The following is a 20,945-nucleotide window of genomic DNA, read 5'->3' on the forward strand; positions in this document are numbered from 1 at the left end:
GACCGGTGTTTGGCTTTCTCAAGAGGACGGTTCGCTCCGAACCGTCGAACCCGCCGCCCGTCACCAGCCTCCCGGCGAACACCCCTGCGGAAGCGCTCCTCGATGACGAGATCCCGCGCTATCCCCCGTTCATGAAAGGCTTGCCGGCCACCCATCCGGACAAGCTCATCGAGACGCAGCGCGAACTCATCGGCCAGATCCGCGAAACCGGCGTCGCCACGCCGGAGATCTTCGCGCAATTCCATCTTGCCGCACTGCGCCGCTTCGCCTCCTACGCCCACCTGCTGCCGGCCAGCCAGACGCATCATCACCGCGGTGCCGGCGGGCTGCTTCGCCACGCGACCGAAGTCGCCCTGTGGTCGCTGCAGTCCGGCGATCGCTTGCTGCTGCCCGGTGAGCAGACCCCGCGCAGACGCCGCGAACTCGAACCGCGCTGGCACCTGGCGGTCTTCCTGTCCGCGCTGTGCCACGACCTGGGCAAGCCGGTGACCGACCTCGTCGTCACCAGCCGAGACGGTGCCGAGATCTGGAACCCCTTCATCGAGGATCTCCACGCCTGGGCGACCAGGCATCGTGTCGATCGCTACTTCCTGCACTGGCGCGACAATCGCGGTCGGAAGCACCAGGCCGTTTCCGCCCTCATCGCCGAACGGATCATCGGAGCGCAGGGCCTCGCGTGGCTTGCCGAGGGCGATACCGACCTCGTGCTCTGGATGATGGAAAGCATCAACGGCTCCCCCAGCGCCGAGAACCCGATGCACGATCTCGTCGTCCGATCCGATCAGGTCAGCGTCGAGCGGGACCTGCGCAGTCTCGGCGTCGCCTTCACCGGCTACGAGATCGGCCTGCCCGTCGAGCGCTTCCTGCTCGACCTCATGCGCCGGCTGGTCCGCGAGGGGACGTGGACCATCAATCGCCCGGGTGCGCGCCTGTGGTGCATCGACGGGCAGCTTTATCTGGTCTGGCCAGCCGCCGGCGAGGAACTCGCGGCACTGATCCATCAGGAAGCCATCCCCGGCTTGCCGAGAACCCCGGACAGCCTGCTCGAGATGCTCGTCGACCGCAGCCTGGCCAGTGTCCGGGAGGATCGTGGCGGCGGCGAGGGCTACTGGCAGATCGCCCCGGCGGTTCTGGCCGAGAAGATTCCGAACATCCGCCTGACGACGATCCGGTTGGGTGATTCGGCTCGACTGATCGAGCCGCCACCGCCATCGGTTCCCGGCAGGCTGCTCGGTGACAAGGATCCGGCTGCGACGGTACCTCAAATCCCCGAACCGCTTGGCACGGTGCCTGAGCCGCTTCCTCCAGTCGCCCTTGGCGGACCACCCGATCCGGATGGGAATCCCCAGCAACCGCCCGACCGGCAACCGCCAGCGCAACCGCTCGATCGCCTCGATGGCGCGGTCGGTGAAGCGCTGCAGGCTCTGGCCCGGGATCTCCAGTCCGGCAAACGATCCGCCGCCACACTGACCCATGTCGACCCCACCGGCATCCTTTGCCTCAAATGGCCGGACGCGTTCGATGGCTGCGGTTTGCAGAGCAAGGCGATCCTCGAAGAGTTGTCGCACCACGGCTGGCTGGCGCTCGACCCGCTGTCGCCGTTTCGCAAGGTGACCGAGATCGCGGTCGCAAGCGGCGAGAAATGGCGGGTCGTTCGGCTGCAGCCGGCAGTCAGTCGGTTGATGGCGATCGGCAAGCCCGCGCGCCCGGTCGGACCGACACCAATCGCCGAACCCTTCAAACCGCCACGGCAGCCGCGCCCAGTGCCGCACGAGACCGATGCCGCTGGCGCAGACGAACGGCTGGCACTGATCCGGAGGATCGTCGCCACCTTGCGGGCTGCGATCCAGGAGGGCCTACTGACGCCGGAAGCGGATGGTCCCTTCGTCTGGCTTCCCTCCCGGAAGGCCGAGTCGCTGCTGACCGAGCGACTGCAACTGGAGAGGACGAAGATCCTGCGTCTGGGCGCCGTTGTCCCGGATGTCTTCCTCTGCCAGACGCGCAACAGGGTGCACTGCTATCGAATTCCGGCCGCTCCCGCTGGCGAACGCGGCGGGCGCGACCCGGCGTAGCAGCTTCGCAGCATGGGGGCGTCGATGCGCCGAGATGCGCCCGCGCGCGGTGCTTTTCGGCGGCCGTCGCGTGCAGCGGCGGACCAGAATCGGTCCCCATGTCGACGCTTCTTCCGCTCCTCGCACTGCTCCTGTTCGGCTGGATGCCGTCCGTCCGGGGCGATGAACTCGGGGTCGTCGGCCCGACCTGGGAGATTGCCGAACCCGACCTGCTGGCGGTCATCGAGTCGCGTCTGAAGCGCATGCAACAGACCGGCGAACTCGCCCGAAAGCAGCGCGAACACCGTGATCGCGTCGTCGCGTCCGTCGAGAAGCCGCGACCGGTCGCCGGTCTGGAGACGACGGTGACGCCGCGCCATTTCTTCCTCGATCCGAGTTGGGTTCTCGATCGCGACATCCGGCCTGGCGACGGGGCGCTCCTGTTCGCCCGCGGCCAGAGGGTCAATCCCCTCGATCACGTTGCCCTGCGCGAACGCCTGATCGTTTTCGATGGCCGCGACCGGCGGCAGGTCGCCCTGGCGCGAGAGATGCTGCAGCGCTCTGCGGGCGGCGGGAAGCCGATCCTGGTCGCCGGCGAGCCGCTGCGACTGATGCGCTCGTGGAAGCGCCGGGTCTTCTACGATCAGGGTGGGGCCCTGACGCGTCGCCTGGGCATCCGACAGGTGCCGGCAGTGGTCAGTCAGGACGGCCAGAAACTGCGGATCGATGAAATCCGTCCGTGAACTGGCGCTCGGCCTGCTGCTCCTTTGCCTCGGCGGTCCCGGCTTCGTCGCGGCGACGCCAACCTGCACCGGTCGCTTCGCCAACCCGATCACCGACATCTGCTGGCGCTGCATGCTGCCGATCCGCTTCGGCGGCGCGGCCCTGTTGTCGATGGGACAGGAAGACACGCCGAATCCCGGCGGCTCGCCGATCTGCACCTGTCCGTCGAAGGGGCGCATCGGCTTCAAGGTGAGCTTCTGGGAGCCGGTGCGGCGCGTCGATGTCGTTCGCCGTCCGTTCTGCCTGAGCAGCCTCGGCGGGCTCGAACTCGATCCCGGCTTCGACGCGCCGCGCGGCTCGCGTTTCAGCCAGGACAGCACCGCGACCTCGTCCTTCTATCACGCGCACTGGTACGTCGATCCGGTCCTGATCTGGCTCGAAGCGATCTTCGACAATGCCTGCCTGGAGCCGGGCGGCTTCGATATCGCCTATCTCACCGAACTCGACCCACTGTGGCACGACGACGAGCTGACCTTCCTGCTCAATCCCGAGGTCGCGCTCTTCGGCAACCTGCCGGCGCGTGCCGCCTGTGCCGCCGACTGCGTGGCAGCCAGCGCCGGCTTCCCGCTGAACAGCCTGTTCTGGTGTGCCGGCTGCCAAGGCAGTCTCTATCCGCTCAACGGGAATGTCCAGGCACACATCGGCGGCGTCCAGGCATCGAGCCTGGAAATGACCCGCCTGATCGCCAAGATGCACCGCGAGGGACTGATGTGGGCGGCTGCCGGCGAGGACGGTCTCTGTGGCTACTACCCGCAGCCGATCATGGACAAGACCGGCTACAAGTACCACATGCTGTATCCGGTTCCCCAGACCGCGCGCATCGACGGCAAGTGCTGCCAGCCGCTCGGCCGATCGACGATCCGCTGGGGCGCCGGGCGGGAGTTTCCGTTCGAGGGTGAGGATTTCGCGTACATGGTCTTCCGCAAGCGCAACTGTTGTCAGGGGGCGTTCTGAGGCCATGGGCAATTCCTTGCTGCGGGCCGGTTTCCGGGCAACCCTTCTGGCGACGGCCTGGGGTCTGGCGCTGACGCCGGCATTCGCCCAGGTCGCGCCGGTCCCGCAGGCCGACGTGCAGGCGGCGCGTGAGCGAATGGCTGCCACGCTGAACGCCATCGCCGGGGCAGGGGATCGGGGCCCTGCGGCGGTGCCCGAACTGCGCAACCTGCCGCAACCGGCCGCGAAGGCGCCCAATCTGGGTGGGCTCGCGCCGGGGCAGGGCCCGACCGGCCCGAGTGGGCGTCCGGCGGCGAACGCGGACGTTCCCGAGCTGATGGTGTTCGTCTCCTTCTCGCTGCCGCGCAAGACCCTGCAGCGCATCGTGCGCCAGTCCGAGCGATCGGGCGCCGTGCTGATCCTGCGCGGTCTCACGGGCCATTCCCTGACGCAAACGGGCGAGGAGATCGCGCGCCTCATCGGCGAGCGGAACGTCATGGTCCTCATTCACCCGCCAGCCTTCCAGCAGTTCCAGGTGCGACAGGTGCCCTCGCTGGTGCTGGCCCGGTCGGAGTCGGCGGTGCAGATCGACGAAGACGGCTGCGCACCCGCAGCGAGCTTCATCCGGGTCGACGGCGACGTCGGCCAGGATTATGCACTCGAGCTGATCGAGCGCCAGGCACCGGCTTGGGCGGACATCGCCCGTCGTCTTGCGGCGCGGCTTGCGGGACCGCGACCATGACCTGCCGGCCCGGTCTGTTCCTGGCGCTGCTGGTGGCCAGCCCGGTGTGGGCGCAGGGCTACGACCCGGCGACCGCCTTTGCCGACGGCAAGGCACTGGGTGGCGCTTCGCTCGATCCCGCTTTCCAGGGCATCGGCCGCGGTACGGCCGCTGCGACCATTCCGGGCTTCGGTGCCAGCGCCGCGCAGTCGCAGCACTTCCAGGCTGGACAGGGGCAGCTGTCGGGGCCGGGTGTGGTCCGGGTCACCGAGTGCGCCACCCTGCCGCCCGAGGTTGATGCCTATCGCCGGCAGGAGTGCGAAGCAGTCAATTTCGTCGCGCGCAATCCGTCGCTGCGGCCGGCCTTCTCGATCGATCGCGCCAACGATCCCCTGATCACGCGGGCCAACACGCTGGCGCGCCAGCCGACGCTGGCTTCGACCGGCGTCGGGGTAGACCGGGGTGCCGCGAACTGCCGGGTGCTGACCGAGAGCACCTCCGCAACCTTCACAGAGGAGACGTGCAGCGAGTATCGTCCGGTCAGCAGCCAGCTCTGCGCGACCGGTCGCCAGATCGTCGTCGATCGACATGAGGGCTACCAGTGTGTCGAGCAGAAGCAGACCGTTCGGGACGCGTCCTGCTTCATCGGCCAGCAGATCGTCGTCGGTACCCGGTTCAATTACCAGTGCCAGCAGAGCGTCCAGACGACCGAGTCGCTGCGCTGCCGGCGTGGGGTTTCGGTGGCCATTGGCTTCGGTCGCTGCGCCGCCGGCTCCTGGCTCGGTCGCGCGGCCTTCGTCGATTGCGGCCACTGCATCGACCCGTACATGGCGATGAACGTCCATTGTGGCGCCGACGGTCGATCGTACGAGGTCGAGCCCTATCGATCCGCCGACGGCGTCAGCCGCTTCGACTACCGATCGATCGGCTATCCCTGGGACGGCAGCTATGGACGCTTTCCGGTCGCCGTCGCACCGGGTCAGTCGGTGACCGATCACTACGTCAGCGATCTCGGCTTCGGATGCAATCTCCACGTCTATTTCAGCGTCAGCTGCAGCGCGACCACGTGCACGCCGTCGGTCCGCAATGTGAGCGCCGGCTGCAGTTCTTCCGGCGGCAGCGGCAGCGGGTCGCCGCTGCAACTGCCGCTCGCGACGACGGTCGGCAACTGGCGATCCAGCGAATGCGCCACCCTGCAGCAGCGGGCACAGTGATGAAGCCCGGGCTCTCGATCCTGTTCGCCCTGCTCGTCGGTGGTCGGGCGTTCGCCGGGGACTGTCAGCTCGCGACCTCGGTCTGCGTCGACACGACGTCGAGCAAGACGATCTCCGGCGTCACGGTGACCCTCGCCGATGTCGGTGGCTGCTGGGAGTATGAGGACACCTACACCTGCCTCAAGCCGGAGGCGATCGATTACTGTTCGGCACTGTCGACGGCCGGCTGTGGGCAGATCGCGTCGACCTGCAGCGACACAGCGTTCAATGGCAGCTGCAACACCTACACGAAGACCTTTCAATGCGCGGTCGACCAGGGGGTGCCGAGCGACACGATCCGCCTGAGCGACAGCCATACGCTGACGACGGACGTCACCGATGCTCGGGCCTGCAGCAGTTACGCGCAGAACAGTCGTTGCCGGCTGGCGGCGCACACCTGTGTCGATTCGACGCCGTGCCGGCTCGATGGCAGCGGGGCGACGGTGTGCCTGGCCGGTGTCACGCCACCGCCGGGCGGCCTGAATTCGACGGCGACCTGCTGGCAGTATCGCGACGACCATGCCTGCATTGCCGATGACCCGATCGACTACTGCGCGGCGATCCGGGCGACCGACGGCTGCGCGGCGGTGGGCTCGCAATGTGACGGCACGGCCTTCGACGGCTCCTGCAACCAGTACACGCGCACCTACCAGTGCACCAACGCGACGGTTGCGACCAGCCCGCCGACGGTGGTGGCGCTCGACACCTCCTATACCATCGCCTCGAACACCCTCGATACCAGTGCCTGCACGTCATTGGCGCAAAGCAGCAACTGCGTCCACGCGGCGCACACCTGCACCGACGACACGCCCTGCAAGACGATCAACGGCCTGCAGGTCTGCCTGAACATGGTGTCGCCCCTGCCGGCCGGTGCGCAGACTGCCGGGGATTCCTGCTGGAGCTGGTCGGAGGATTACAGCTGTGCCGCGACGACGCTGGGCAATGACTGCCAGGAACTGATCGACCGCGGCTGTACGCAGGTGGGAAGCGAATGCCTCGACCGGGCCGTTTCGGGTGTCTGTGAGATGAGCGAGCGTCGCTACGCGTGCCAGGCGTTGGCCGCGACGACGACGCAGCGAACGGTGTGCGACCGGCCTTCCGTCTGTCCCGGTGGCGCCGGCTGCTTCGACAGCAGTCACCCGGCTGATGAGGATTTCGGGCGGGTCGTCGCGACGCTCGAGGCGGCCCGCGAAGCCGGCGTGTACGGGGGCGATCAGAGGCTGTTCACGGGTGTCGCCGAGCAGTGCCGGAAGAAGCTATTCGGCCTGGTCAACTGCTGCCGGAAGGGCGGTGGCGGCACGGCTCGCAGCAACAACGCGCTGATGTCGGCGGCGCTGCAGGGTGCCTCGGCGGCGGGCCAGCTTGCCGTCAATGCGGGCAGCAAGTATGTCTTCGATTTCATGTATCCGCAGTACGCCGGCTATGTCGAGGCCGGTGCGCAGGCGCTGATCTCGTCGGAGGTGCCGTTCACGCCGACGAACTTCCAGCCCTCGTTCAGCTTCTACGGTCTGACCCTGTCGACCGGGACGATGACGACCGGCGTCCTTGGCGGACCGATCTATTCGCTCGGGACGGTGGGTCCGTTCAATTTCTACTTCGATCCGTACTCGCTCGCGATCGCCGTGGCGATCCAGCTGATCTCGGAGCTGCTCTCGTGCGAGGAAGCCGAGAAGCTGCTGGCAATGCACCGCGAAGCCAAGCTCTGCGTGGCGGTCGGTTCCTTCTGCTCGCGGCGTGTGCCGATCATCCGGACCTGCATCGAACAGACGCAGTCGTACTGCTGTTTCAACTCTCGCCTGGCGCGCATCATCAACGAGCAGGGCAGGGGACAGTTGGGCATGGGCTGGGGCAGCGGCAAGCATCCTGACTGTTCGGGCTTCACCCCGGAAGAGTTCGAGCGGATCGACTTCTCGCGCATCGACCTGAGCGAGTTCATCGCCGAGGTGGTGGCAAGCGTGCGCCTGCCGGACGCTTCGGCGATCGGCCGGAACGTGCAGGGCACCGTTCAGCAGCGCGTCGAGAGCTACTACCGGCGATGAAGCGGCTGGCAAGCGGGTGCGCCATGGCCTTGGGCTGCGCTGTCCTGCTGGGCAGCGCGGATCTGCCTGCGGCGGACCTGAAGGCGCACCTGCTCGCGGCGCTCGATGCGCCCGCAGGGCGGTCCGACGGAGAACTGAGCGGGCCGATGGCGGCGCTGTTCCAGGCGCAGACGCGATCGTCCGGGCCAGTGCGGGTCCAGGTGCGGACGCTAAGGAGGTCGGCGCAGGCGGGGTGTGCTCGCTTGCAGGCGACCCTGTTGCAGGACGAGGTGCCGACGCGAGAGGGCAAGCGGGTTGCGTTGGCCGTTCGCTATGAACTCAATCTGTGTCGTGACGGGCAACCGCCGAGTGAGGGGGGTGAGTTCGAGGCGGCGGGGCGGGGGCTTTCGGGGCGGTCGACGGGGCGGCAAGCCCAGGCAGCAACGACGGACGACAGGGAATCATTTCAGGAGTAGCCCGCCACGGTTGGGCTGCTCTCCCCATGCTACGCGTGTCAGACCAGCGCTAGTCCAGGAAGCATGCCTATTGATCGGGGCAGGTGGCCAGTTCTGCCGTCGGCTGATGCGGCAGATGCTCGATGGACAGAACCGTCTTCTCGAGCATTACCAGCCCCCCGAGATCGTCGCCGCTTGCTCCGCCACGCACGCTTACCTCAATCCCGTCGCCCTTTCCGCGAGCCACGCGTCGTGTGCAGGATGCAGGAAATCGCATGAAAATCAGCAGATTTCGCAGCGGTCTGATAAGTATATGTTTTGCCGTTGCTTCTTCCGATTGCAAATCCGTGTAGGTGGGTTCGACTCCCGCTCGCGCCTCCAACAAATCTCATTGTAATCAGTTAGATGCAATCCAGCCGATCGGCTCGGTCGGCTTGTTGGACGGTTCAATCCGGCGAGAATCCGGTTCATGCCACCTCAAAATGGTAGCAGCGCTACCCAAAAGACGGATCGTGCAGGGCGTGTGGGCGAGTAGAATCGCTCTCATGGCGTCCATTCAACAAGGTGGGGGAGCGCTTCCAACTGCACGTGCAGCTCAAGTTGCTCCCGCGCCCTTTCCTCTTCACCTTCGACACTGAGGACGACGCGCGAGGTTTCCGTAGCCAGGTCGGAGCGCCACCGAAGCCGTCGATCGTTCTTCAGGAATCGCCAACCAGGCCAAAGCCCCAATGATTCTTCGAACTCAATCCGATGTTCTCGCCTGCGTGGCCGTCCTCTTGGCGCTGTTTGCTGCACCGGCCGTCGCCACGACCTTCGACGTGACCGACGATGCCTCGTTGCGTGCAGCGCTCACCGCTGCCGGCAATGGTGACGTCCTCAGTTTTGCCGGCAACGTGGTCGTTGCGGGTGACGACCTCCCTGTGATCCAGAAGAATCTCATGATCGAGGGCAACGGCTTTTCACTGGATGGCGCGAACGCCCGTCGCGGACTGTTCGTCTATTCCGGCGTCGTCTCGATCCGAGACCTGACGATCCAGAACGCTCGTGCCCGAGGGGGTGACGGGGGGTTCTTGGGCGGCGGGGGCGGTGCGGGCTTGGGCGGTGCGCTCTTCGTGGCGAGCGGCGCAGACGTCAGCGTCAGCAATGTCCAGCTGAGGACCAGCACAGCAATCGGCGGCAACGGCCTCCCTGGCGGCGGGGCTGGTGGTGGCGGCGGCATGGGGGGATTCGGTGCCGTCTTTGGCGGTGGTGGTGGCCTGGGATCCGGAGCGTTCGGTGGTATCTCGTCTGCGGTAGGTCTTCCCGGAGGACCCGGCATCGCCTTGGGCGCGGCACCCGGCGGGCGCGGTTCTACCGTCTTCACCAACATCCCAGGCGGACCGGGCGGCCCGAACGGCGGCGGTGGCGGGGGCGGTAGCGTGGTTCCCGCGGGTGGCGGTGGTGGCATCGGCGGGGGCGACGCCGTCGGCGGCAGCGGCGGTAGCGGTGGCTTCGGTGGTGGAGGTGGTGGCGCCGGCGGTGCCGGCGGGTTTGGCGGTGGTGGTGGTGGCGGTGGCGGCTCTGGTGGGTTTGGCGGGGGTGGCGGCGACCGCGGGGCAGCCGGATTCGGGGCAGGTGCCGGTGGGGCGGGAGGAGGGGGTGGAGGCGGAGGCATGGGCGGCGCCGTGTTCGTCATGCAGGGCGGCACGCTCGCGATCACGGGCACACTCAAGCTCGACGGTAACTCGGTCGTCGCTGGAACTGGAGCAAGTCTCGGGAACGGCTCTGCGTTCGGAGCCGGCTTCTTCCTGCAGGGCAGCGGCAGCCTCGCTTTCAGCCCTCATGCGGGCCAAACGCAAACCGTGTCCAACAGTATCGCGGACCAGACGGGATCCGGCGGCACGGGTACGAACACGGGGAGCTGGGCGATCGTCAAGAATGGCGAAGGCACGCTCGACTTGGGCGCGGCGAGCACCTTCACAGGTGGCATCACGGTGGGAGGCGGTACGCTCGACGCGACGGCGGATGGCGCCCTGGGCTCCGGTGGAGTGACGACCTTTGCTGGCAAACTCAACGTCGGCGCAACGTCGCAGAGCGTGGCACGGGTGACCAATTTCGCCACCACGGTCGTGGCGGGTGGAACCCTCACCACGTCAGCCGGGTTCGACAATCATGGTTCGCTATCGCTGCAGGACGGTGTGATCTCCGGCGGCACCCTGCACAACGGTTTCGAGATGAGCGCGCGCGGTACGGTCAACGCGTTTCTCTACAACGTCGGGACCGTTGAAGTCCGGGGGGTACTGCAACTCACCGGCGGCGCCAACAACTTCGGAACGGTCAATCTGAATGGCAACACGCTCGACGCCACGGGAGGTGTCAATAACATTGGGGTCGTCCATGGAAACGGGACCATCCTTGGGTCCTTCGCCAACCTGGGCGGCGGGTACGTCACCACCGGCGCGGCCGGTAGCCTGCTGATGATTGACCACCTCAGCAGCAACGCATTGGGCGGGCAAATCGTCGCATCTGACGCCACGACCCTGCAGACGAATGGAACCTACGACAACCTTGGTGTCATTGCCCTGGGAGGCGCGGGTGCCGTTCTTTCCGGATCGGGAGAGGTGACGAACAGCGGGGCCATCGTCGGCATTGGCACCGTGTCGAAGCTCGTGATCAATCGCGGCAAGATCGAGGCTCTGGGGGGCACGCTGTCGCTTACCGCCGCTGGCAACAGCAACGTTTCCCAAGGCTCGATTCTGGCCGATGCCGGGGCCACGGTCCTCTACCAAAACGGACTCGCCTCGAACTCGGGCCTGATCCAGCTGGGCGGCGGCACATTCGACAACAACGCCATGGGCATGACCAACGCGGCGTCGGGCAGCATCATGGGCAACGGCATGGTGAAGACGGGTGCTCTCGGCAACATGGGCACGATCGAAGCGCACGGCGGTACTTTGACGCTGATCGCTGCGGGCGCCGCCAATGGAGCGGGAGCCTGGATTCTGGCCAACGCCGGGGCCACTGTCCTCTACCAAAACGGACTCGCTTCGAACTCGGGCCTCATCCAAATGGGAGGTGGCACGTTCGACAACAACGGCTTGAGTGTCACCAATGCCGCATCGGGCAGTATCGTCGGAAACGGCATGGTGAAGACCGGTGGCGTCGCCAACATGGGGACGATCCGGGCGCTGCACGGCACGCTGGTCCTGACGGGTACGGGCGCCACCAATGTTGAGGGCGCCTCGATTCTGGCGGGTTCCGGAACCCGGGTCCTCTACGAAAGCGGGCTTGCCTTGAATTCCGGACTCCTTCAGCTGACCGGCGGTACCTTCGACAACAATGGGTTCGGCATGACCAACGCGCCCGCGGGCAGCATCCTGGGTAACGGCATGGTGAAGACCGCTGGCTTGGCCAACACGGGCACGATCCAGGCGCAGGGCGGCGCGCTGATGCTGACGGGTCGAGGCGCCACCAATGTGGCGGGCGGCTCCGTCATCGCCCATGCCGGGGCGACGGTCTTCTACGAAAGCGGGCTCGCCTCGAATTCAGGCCTCATTCAACTGAAGGGCGGTACCTTCGACAACAACGGTTTCGGCATCGGCAATGCGAACTCGGGCAGTATCGTCGGCAACGGAACGGTGAGGACGGGCGGCCTGATCAATGCCGGAACGATCACCCTGACTGCTGGAGCCTCGGATGTTTTCGGCGCGGTCAGCAACCTCGTGGGTGCCACGGTGAACCTCCGGGACGGTGCCGTGCGCTTTCATGACAACGTGTTCAACAGGGGCAGCGCCCACCTCATCAACTCGACGGGGTACTTCGACGCCGGACTTGTGAACGCGGGCAGGCTCACCAGTTTCTCGAGCAATCTGCACGCCACTGATCTTGAAAACAGTGACTCTGGCGAAATCGTGGCCAGTGCCGGGGCCGTCTTCGCCATCTCCAATGATCTCAAAGGTGGCACTCGAAACAACACGGGGTGGGATACGAGTCTAGCCATCCTCAAGTTCGTCTCTGGAGCGGATAACGCGCACAACCTGGAGTTGTCGGGCATCGATCGAGGTTCGGTGGGCGACGGCCAGTCGATCAGGAGCCTGTTCGAAGACAACTTCAGTTGGGGCGTGCTCGAGCTTGACGTCGGGCAGACGCTAAGCCTTCTCGATGACGAGATGAACTGGTCTGAGGGCTCCGGCGCGCTCTATGTGGATGTCCTCAGGCTCGACGGCTTTCGTGACGGTGATCTTTCTGCGTTCATTGCCGACAGCATCACGGGTAATGGGTTCAACATCTACTACTACGCGAAGAGACCCGAAAACGACTACCTCCGCGGCGGGACATACAGCCTCCGTCATGGCGGGGCATTGATACCGGCTCCAGAACCCGGGAGTCTCGCGCTCGTCACCTTGGCGGTTGCTGGTTGCGGGTTCCTGCGCCGAAGGTCGACGGCGATTCGATTCGGTTGGCGTGTGTTCCTTGTGTTTCGCAAAGAAGAACCGGTCAGCGCTGCGGTCTTGCAGGCTCCTTGGGGCGAGCCGGCGCGCAACTGGCAACGTGGGGTTCGGAGCGATCCGAGCCGTCTACGAGCAACCAGGCCTGTATTCTCAGGCATCGATCCCGATCGTCTGCGAAGGCTCCGAGTGCCTGTCCAGTAGGGTCTTGTCAAACACTGTCGTGGGTCAGGTTGATGAGCGAAATCCGGGCCCATGTCAGAGAGCGACAAGGATCAGCGACGTTTGATGCCGACAGACGTTGCACTGCATTGATTGGTCGGCCACGGATTGCGGGGAAAGCATCGCTTTCAGACGAACGGATCAACGTGATTGCAAGGCTCTCCACCAGCGATGCCTCTTGAAGGTATACCACCGCCGCGCCACCACCTTGGACGTATCTTCGCCGACCCTTCGCTGCTCGCCTGGGTCTATCTCCCGCGCCAGCAGTTTGTGCGCGTCGTCGCTGCGCATCCGCGCCTCCTTGAGCGTGATGTCGGGGACTTTCCAACGGCAGGGAGCTGTTCCGTGACCGCAAACCGGTACTTGAAGCGCCGGAGCTTGCCGCCGGCCGGCCTTACGAGGAGGAACAAGCCGCGGCCGTCGGACAGCTTTACTGGTCGCTCGCTGGTCTTGGCGGCTCACAGCGCTGCATCTGATAGTGGCATCGTACCCCGACAGCTGTTCGCGTACCCCAAGTCATACCCCTGCCGGGCGCGGGTATGGGTGGACTTTCCGAGATCGAGATGGACCGGAAATGTTGCCTGATCGACTGAATATATTGATGTTTTGGATTTCTGCGGACTTCGGCTGACGCCCGGAGAGTCCCCTCGACAGGAATCGAACCTGTATCCCACGCTTAGGAGGCGTGTGCACTGTCCATTGTGCTACGAGGAGGCGGGCGCGTATTGTAGCCGCTGGCTCAGGCTTCCGCCAAGCCGCGCCCGGTCGCGGCGTTCGTTGCCGCCGTGGCAGCACGGATGCTGGCGATCGCCCGATATCCCTGGAGGCCGCAACAGCGACCGCACGACCAGGCGGACTGCGGCCGGCCGGCTCGGGGTAGAATAGGCGGCTGCCGTCGGCTGACGGTGCGGCTGACGGGCTCTCACCACCGTTGCCGCAGCACTCGACCCGTTCATTCTCCGGCGCAACGATCCCAGCCCATGCCGCACATCATTCTCTCCGACGCCTCGCTCGCCTTTGGCCACGTGCCGCTGCTCGACCATGCCGACCTGCAACTCGATGCGGGCGAAAGGGTGGCGCTGATCGGCCGCAACGGCACCGGCAAGTCGTCGCTTCTTGCCGCTCTGGCCGGTTGCGGCGGGCTTGACGAGGGGAAGGTCTGGGTGCAGCCGGGGTTGCGCATCGGCTACGTACCGCAGGAACCCCCGTTTGCTACCGGGCAGACCGTGTTCGAGGCCGTGGTTGCCGGCATGGGTGAAGTCTCGAGCCTGCTTGCCGAGTACCATAGCGTTTCGCACGCCCTGGCTGAGGCAGGTGCCGATCAGGATGGCTTGCTGGAGCGCATGCACGCGCTGCAGACGGAACTCGAGGCGCGCCAGGCGTGGTCCTTCGAAGCGCAGGCGGAGCGGGTCATCCAGCGCTTCTCCCTGGACGCCGACCGCGTTGTCGGTACGCTTTCGGGTGGCCAGAAGAAGCGCCTGGCGCTGGCACAGGCGCTGGCGGTGTCGCCCGACCTGCTGCTGCTCGACGAGCCGACCAACCACCTCGACGTGGCGGCCATCGAATGGCTGGAGGAGATGCTGCTGCACTCGGCGATGACGCTCGTCTTCATCACCCACGACCGCCGCTTTCTCGAGCGCGTCGCGACGCGCATCGTCGAACTCGATCGCGGCAGCCTGCTGTCGTTCCCCGGCAGCTTCACCGGGTACCAGGCGCGCAAGGAAGCGCTGCTGCACGACGAGGCGCTGGCCAACGCCCGCTTCGACAAGTTCCTGGCGCAGGAGGAAGTGTGGATCAGGCAGGGCATCAAGGCGCGGCGGACCCGCAACGAAGGTCGGGTGCTGCGGCTCGAGCGCCTGCGACGCGAGCGGCTGGCGCGCCGCGAGCGCCAGGGGAAGGTGGAGCTGGCGCTGGATGCCGGCGACCGCAGCGGCAAACTGGTGGCAGCGCTCGAAGGCGTCGGCAAGAGCTTTGCCGACAAGGTCGTGGTGCGGGACTTCTCGTGCCGTGTGCAGCGTGGTGACAAGATCGGCATCATCGGTCCGAATGGTGCCGGCAAGACGACGCTGCTGCGGTTGATCCTCGGTGATCTGGCGCCCGATACAGGCCGGGTGACCCTGGGCACGAAGGTGCAGGTGGCGTACTTCGACCAGTTCCGCAGCCAGCTTGACGAGCAGGCGACGTTGATCGAGGTCATCTCGCCGGGATCGGACTTCGTCGACATCGGCAACCAGAAGAAGCACGTGATCAGCTACCTCGGCGATTTTCTCTTTGCCCCGCAGCGGGCCCGCTCGCAGGTCAGTTCGCTGTCGGGTGGCGAGCGCAACCGGCTGCTGCTGGCGCGCCTTTTCGCGCGCCCGGCGAACGTCCTCGTTCTCGACGAGCCGACCAACGACCTCGACATTGAAACGCTCGAACTGCTCGAGGAGTTGCTGCAGGATTACAGCGGCACGCTGTTCCTCGTCAGCCACGATCGCGCCTTCCTCGACAACGTTGTGACGCAGACGATCGCCGCCGAAGGGGAGGGCGTCTGGCGCGAGTACGCCGGTGGCTACCAGGACTGGGCCGACCATCAGGCCGCCCGGCGTCGGAACGAAGCACCGTTGATCGCCGAGCAGCGTTCCCGCGACGCGCACGCGACGGGGGCTGCCGGTGGCGACAAGGGGAGGGCGCTGGCCAAGGCAACGGCGGGTGGCAGGCTGTCATGGAAGGAAAGCCGTGAACTGGCTGCCTTGCCAGAGCGGATCGCGGTCCTTGAGGCCGAGCAGCAGGCGATCGGCGAGCGCCTTGCCGACCCGACGCTGTACCAGTCGTCGCCGCAGGAGGCACAGCGGCTGGCCGTGCGGCTGCAGGCGATCGACGAGGAGTTGCTGGCGCTGCTCGAGCGCTGGGAGGCTCTGGAAAGCTAGCCGCTGCGTCGCTCCTGATTGCCTGCCGGCGGCCGCTCGCTGACGGCAGCCGCAGCCTCCTTGGCGGGCGTGCGCAGGTGCTGCAGGTGCGTCGGCGTCGTCCGCAGAACGAGCAGCGCGGCCAGCCCGGCGAGCAGGCCCCAGAACGCCGAACCGATGCTGGCGAGGGAGATTCCGGAGGCGGTGACGAGGAAGGTCAACAGTGCCGGCTCGCGCTCGCTTGCCTCGGCAAGCGCGCTGGCGAGCCCGTTGCCGATCGTGCCGAGCAGGGCGAAGCCGGCGATGGCGAGAACGAGTTCCCGCGGCAGGGCGAGAAAGAGCGCGCCGACGGTCGCGCCGTAGATGCCGATGAGGACGTAGAACCCGCCGGCGGCGATGGCGGCGACGTAGCGCCGGCCGGGGTCCTCGTGTGCCTCGCGGCCCATGCAGATGGCGGCGGTGATGGCGGCGAGATTGAGGGCGAAGCCACCGAAGGGGGCGAGCAGCAGGTTGGCGGCACCGGTCCAGCAGATCAGCGGCGAGATCGGAACCCGATAGCCGGAGGCGCGGATGACCGCCACGCCGGGAACGTTCTGCGATGCCATGGTGACGATGAACAGCGGCAGGGCGACGCCGACCAGCGCCGTCCAGGAGAACTGCGGGGCGATGAACACCGGCACCGCCAGTTCGAGTTGCAGACCGTCCAGGCGCAACTGATCCCGCGCCCCGGCAATGCCGATTCCAAGCAGCAGGGTGACGACGATCGCATAGCGCGGCAGCAGCCGGCGGCACAGGAGATAGGCGCAGAACATCGGAAAGACCAGCGCAAACTGGCTCGTCATCGCGCCGAAGGCGTCGAGCCCGAAACGCAGCAGGACGCCGGCAAGCATGCCGGACGCGATCGAGATCGGCAGACGGCCCATCAGTCTCTCGAAGTAGCCGGAGAAGCCGGCGACGGTGATCAGTCCTGCCGAGACGAGAAAGGCGCCCGTCGCCTCGGGCAGCGAGACACCGGCGGCGCCCGTGATCAGCATCGCCGCACCGGGGGTCGACCATGCGGTCAGCACCGGCACGCGGTATCTGAGCGAGAGGGAAATGCTGGTCAGCCCCATCCCGAGACCGAGCGCCAGCATCCAAGAGGCGATCTCCGCTGTACTCGCCTGCAGCGTCCAAGCCGCCTGAAAGACGATCACCGCGGAGCTGGTGAAGCCGACGAGGACGGCGACGAAGCCGGCCGTCAGGGCTGTCAGCGAGCAGTCCTTCAGCAGCCTCATGGCGGGGCGGTCGGCTCTTGCGGGCGGCAGCGGCGGTGCGTCACTGGCGGCCAAGCCTGCGCAAGGTTTCACGAATCTTCGGCAATGCCGCCTGCGCTGCTCGCTCGCCTTCGAGGATCGAGTCGTGGCGGGCCTGGAAGTCGGTCGAGCCGATGTTGCCGACCTGCGGCTGGATCACCACGTCGGCCTCGCGCAGTTCATACCGTGCGAGGCTTTGCCCCATGATCGTGAACGTCTGCAGCAGGATGTCGAAGGTGCTGCGTACTGGCTGACCGGCGGGGCGTGCCGAGATGTCGACGGCGATCACCACGTCGCTGCCCATCTGGCGTGCCGCCCGTACCGGGATCAGGCTCGAAAGGCCACCGTCGACGTACTCGCGGCCGCTCACCTTCACCGGCTGGAAGACGCCGGGGACGGCAGCCGAGGCGCGCACCGCCATGCCGGTGTTGCCGCTGCGGAAGACGATGCTCTCGCCGCTGTGGAGATCGGTCGCGACCGCTCCGAATGGCCTTTTCAGCCCTTCCAGCGGACGCTGCCCGACCGCCTCGTTGACGAACTGCTGCAGCGATTCGCCTTTGAGAACGCCGCGCGCCGGCAGTGACCAGTCGCTGATGCGGCTTTCGTCGAGCCTGTGGGCGAGTTTCTGCAGCTCGAAGCCGTTGTGGCCGGCGGCGTAGAGCGCGCCCACCACGGCGCCGGCACTGCTGCCGACGACGATGTCGGGAACGATTCCCTGGCTCTCGAGAACCTTGATCACGCCGACATGGGCGAAGCCGCGCGCCGCGCCGCCACCGAGCGCCAGGCCAAGTTTCGCCGACCGTGCCGGTTGCGCCGCCGGCGTCGCTGGCGGCGTCGTGGCAGTGCCGGCACAGCCCACCAGGGCGAGTAGCGCGAGTGAGGCGAGCAGCAACGGGTAGGGCATCGAGAAGGTCTCTCGTGAGTTCTTGCGGGTTTCCTGGCCGCCAAGCGACGGCGCGTCGGTGACTGATCCCCTGCGCGCTCGATGGCAGAGGAGATCTGCCGCACGCCAGGCGCAGCATCCGTCTGCGGGCCGCCGCGCGGGCAGGGATCCACCTCGGCGCGAAGATGCGGCCGCCCACCGCGCAACTGCGAGGCAAAAAGCGGGCGCACGTGCACAGCCTCGAACAATACTATAGACTCGCCGCTGGCGTGAACCCCATAGAGGGTGTTTCACAATTTGTCACCAATGGCTGAAGAACGATGTTGCGGGGGTATCGACATGAACGACAAGACCAAGGCCGAAGGAGGGCGGGGTGCCGCGGTGGATCCCGGCTTCCTGACAGGGCGCGAGGATCGGCGGACCGGACTCGGGGTGGATGCGCTGAAACGGGCGCTGCTGGACAAGCTGGTGTATGTGCAGGCGCGCTTTCCGCAGGTGGCGACCCGCCACGACTGTTTCGTCGCGCTCGCACAGGCGGTGCGCGACCGCCTGCTGCAGCGCTGGGTGCAGACGGCGCGGACCTACCGTGACCGCGGTAGCCGGACTGTCTGCTACATGTCGGCCGAATTCCTGATCGGTCCGCAGTTGGGCAACAACCTGATCAATCTGGGAATCTACGACAACGCGTGGCAGGCAATGAAGGAGTTCGGGCTCGATCTGGAACTGCTGCTCGAGGAAGAGGAGGAACCGGGGCTGGGCAACGGCGGCCTCGGTCGGCTGGCGGCGTGTTATCTCGATTCCCTGGCGACGCTCGAGATTCCCGCGATCGGCTATGGCATCCGCTACGAGTTCGGGATTTTCACGCAGGCGATTCGCGATGGCTGGCAGGTCGAGCTGACCGACAAATGGTTGCGTTCGGGCAGCCCCTGGCTCATTCACCGGCCGAACATCGCTTTCGAGATCAAGCTCGGCGGCCGTACCGAGCACCAGTATGAAGCCAGCGGCAACCGCCGCCTGCGCGTGCAGTGGGTTCCCGGCAAGCTCGTGCGCGGCACCGCGTGGGACATGCCGGTTCTCGGCTATGGTGTGAACACGCCCAACCGGCTGCGGCTTTGGAGCGCCGAGGCACCCGAATCCTTCGACTTCGCGGCCTTCAACGCTGGCAACTACTATCAGGCGGTCGATGCCCAGATTTCTTCGGAGACGATCACCAAGGTGCTCTATCCGAACGACGAGACGGAAGCCGGCCAGCAGTTGCGCCTCGAGCAGCAGTATTTCTTCGTTTCCTGCTCGCTGCAGGACATGATCCGGCTGCAGTTGCAGCGCGAGCAGAACCTCGACCACTTCGACGAGAAGTTCGTCGTACAGCTCAACGATACGCATCCGTCGATCGCCGTCGCCGAGCTGATGCGCCTGCTGGTTGACGAGTATGCGATGGAGTGGGACCAGGCCTGGTCGATCACCCGCCGCACCTTTGCCTACACGAATCACACCCTGCTGCCGGAAGCGCTCGAGAAGTGGCGGCTCGACCTCTTCAAGCGCGTTCTGCCGCGGCATTTCGAGATCATCTGCGAAATCAACGAGCGCTTCCTCGACGAAGTCCGCATCCATTTTCCGTTCGACCACGACCGGCTGCGCCGGATGTCGCTGATCGACGAGGACGGCGCGCGCTACGTTCGCATGGCGCATCTGGCGGTGGTCGGCAGCTTTGCGGTGAACGGCGTCGCCGCACTGCATTCTGAGTTGCTGAAATCCGACGTGCTGCGGGACTTCCACGAGATGTGGCCAGCGAAGTTCAGCAACAAGACCAACGGCGTCACTCCGCGCCGTTTCGTCCTGCTGGCCAATCCGGCAATGTCGGGCCTGATCGACGAGACCATCGGCAAGGGCTGGGTTACCGACATGACCCGCCTGCGCGAGCTGGAAAGGCATGCGGATGATCCGGCGTTTCGTGCCGAGTGGCGGCGAATCAAGGCGGTGAACAAGCAACGGCTGGCGCGCGAGATCGCGCGCTCGGCCGGTGTCGAGGTCGATCTCGAGACGATGTTCGACGTGCAGGTGAAGCGCATCCATGAATACAAGCGGCAGCATCTCAACCTGCTGCACGTCGTCTCGCTGTACAAGCGGTTGAAGGATGATCCGAACCTCGAGGTGGCACCGCGGACGGTCATTTTCGGCGGCAAGGCAGCGCCGGGCTACTTCCTGGCGAAGCTGATGATCCGGCTGATCACCGCAGTCGCCGACCTGATCGGTCGCGACCCGGCGATGCGCGGCAGGTTGCAGGTCGTCTTCTACCCCAACTACAACGTCAAGAACGCGCATGCCATCTTTCCCGCAGCCGACCTGTCGGAGCAGATCTCGCTCGCCGGCAAGGAGGCTTCCGGTACCGGCAACATGAAGTTCCAGATGAACGGTGCGCTGACGATCGGCACGCTCGACGGGGCCAACGTCGAGATCCGCGAGCAGGTCGGCGAGGAGAACTTCTTTCTCTTTGGCATGGACGTGCCGCAAGTCAGGGAACTGCGCCGGACGGGCTATCGGCCGCGCGCGTGGTACGAAGCCAATCCGCACCTGCAGGAAGTGATCGACCTGATTGCCGGCGGCTTCTTCACCCGTGGCGACCGCGAAATCTTCAAGCCGCTGGTCGACAACCTCCTGCACCACGACGAGTACATGTTGCTGGCCGATTTCCAGTCGTACATCGACTGCCAGGAGCGTGTTTCGGCGAGCTATCTGGATGCCGAACGCTGGTCGCGGATGTCGATCCTCAACGTCGCGCGGTCGGGCTTCTTCTCCTCAGATCGTGCGATTCAGGAGTATTGCGACGAGATCTGGAAGGTGCAGCCGGTGCGTATCGAGCTGAGAGATCTCTCGGGAGAGGACCTGCAGTTCAAGCGCGCGACAGCCGGCGCCGACTGACACAGGGTGGGCGCGTTGCCGGGCTGACCTACCGCGGAACGCCCGGGCCGCCGACCGTCGGCCCGCCGCTCTTCCACCGTTGCAGCCGGCGGGCAGCCTG

At 66.0% G+C, this 20,945-nt stretch carries 12 protein-coding genes and 1 tRNA gene; 9 read left to right on the top strand and 4 right to left on the bottom strand.

What is annotated here, in order from left to right; all coding sequences use genetic code 11:
* The first annotated feature begins 5 nt into the window (after positions 1 to 5).
* From HT579_12300 to HT579_12330, 7 genes are all read left to right on the top strand, one after another.
* Entirely contained in the window at positions 6 to 2,072 is a 2,067-nt protein-coding gene (locus tag HT579_12300) for a TraI domain-containing protein (protein QKS29620.1), read from the top strand.
* 98 nt (positions 2,073 to 2,170) lie between these two features.
* Complete coding sequence (traW, locus tag HT579_12305) at positions 2,171 to 2,794, top strand: type-F conjugative transfer system protein TraW (protein ID QKS29621.1); 624 nt, start codon at positions 2,171 to 2,173, stop codon at positions 2,792 to 2,794.
* Complete coding sequence (locus HT579_12310) at positions 2,778 to 3,788, top strand: TraU family protein (GenBank protein QKS29622.1); 1,011 nt, start codon at positions 2,778 to 2,780, stop codon at positions 3,786 to 3,788. Before traW ends, HT579_12310 begins: the two co-directional genes overlap by 17 nt.
* 4 nt (positions 3,789 to 3,792) lie before the next feature.
* Positions 3,793 to 4,509 (top strand): type-F conjugative transfer system pilin assembly protein TrbC, encoded by a 717-nt coding sequence (gene trbC, locus HT579_12315; GenBank protein ID QKS29623.1) that lies wholly within the window; start codon positions 3,793 to 3,795, stop codon positions 4,507 to 4,509.
* Positions 4,506 to 5,702, top strand: coding sequence for a hypothetical protein (locus HT579_12320; protein ID QKS29624.1), 1,197 nt, complete (start codon positions 4,506 to 4,508; stop codon positions 5,700 to 5,702). The genes trbC and HT579_12320 overlap by 4 nt, the downstream gene beginning before the upstream one ends.
* On the top strand, positions 5,702 to 7,780 hold the full coding sequence (locus tag HT579_12325; GenBank protein ID QKS29625.1) for a conjugal transfer protein TraN: 2,079 nt from the start codon (positions 5,702 to 5,704) through the stop codon (positions 7,778 to 7,780). Before HT579_12320 ends, HT579_12325 begins: the two co-directional genes overlap by 1 nt.
* A gap of 1,162 nt (positions 7,781 to 8,942) precedes the next feature.
* Entirely contained in the window at positions 8,943 to 12,845 is a 3,903-nt protein-coding gene (locus HT579_12330; GenBank protein QKS29626.1) for a PEP-CTERM sorting domain-containing protein, read from the top strand.
* 159 nt (positions 12,846 to 13,004) lie between these two features.
* On the opposite strand, the gene HT579_12335 is transcribed toward HT579_12330, so the two are convergent.
* Complete coding sequence (locus HT579_12335; protein ID QKS29627.1) at positions 13,005 to 13,154, bottom strand: hypothetical protein; 150 nt, start codon at positions 13,152 to 13,154, stop codon at positions 13,005 to 13,007.
* 351 nt (positions 13,155 to 13,505) lie between these two features.
* Positions 13,506 to 13,577: transfer RNA gene (locus tag HT579_12340), tRNA-Arg, on the bottom strand.
* Positions 13,578 to 13,843: 266 nt separating this feature from the next.
* Here HT579_12340 and HT579_12345 point away from each other — a divergent pair.
* Positions 13,844 to 15,772: an ATP-binding cassette domain-containing protein gene (locus HT579_12345; protein ID QKS29628.1), complete on the top strand. Its 1,929-nt coding sequence runs from the start codon at positions 13,844 to 13,846 to the stop codon at positions 15,770 to 15,772.
* Here the strand turns inward: HT579_12345 and HT579_12350 are convergent.
* Both HT579_12350 and HT579_12355 read right to left on the bottom strand, forming a co-directional pair.
* Positions 15,769 to 17,025, bottom strand: a complete 1,257-nt coding sequence (locus tag HT579_12350; protein QKS29629.1) for a benzoate/H(+) symporter BenE family transporter — start codon at positions 17,023 to 17,025, stop codon at positions 15,769 to 15,771. The genes HT579_12345 and HT579_12350 overlap by 4 nt on opposite strands.
* 40 nt (positions 17,026 to 17,065) lie before the next feature.
* Positions 17,066 to 17,947 carry a patatin-like phospholipase family protein gene (locus HT579_12355; protein ID QKS29630.1) on the bottom strand — a complete coding sequence of 294 codons (882 nt, stop codon included), beginning with the start codon at positions 17,945 to 17,947 and terminating at the stop codon, positions 17,066 to 17,068.
* A 318-nt stretch (positions 17,948 to 18,265) separates the two neighbouring features.
* Here HT579_12355 and HT579_12360 point away from each other — a divergent pair, with 318 nt between their 5' ends.
* Positions 18,266 to 20,845: a glycogen/starch/alpha-glucan phosphorylase gene (locus tag HT579_12360; protein ID QKS29631.1), complete on the top strand. Its 2,580-nt coding sequence runs from the start codon at positions 18,266 to 18,268 to the stop codon at positions 20,843 to 20,845.
* Positions 20,846 to 20,945 lie beyond the last annotated feature (100 nt).

The organism is Candidatus Accumulibacter similis, assembly GCA_013347225.1.
Lineage (GTDB): Bacteria > Pseudomonadota > Gammaproteobacteria > Burkholderiales > Rhodocyclaceae > Accumulibacter > Accumulibacter similis.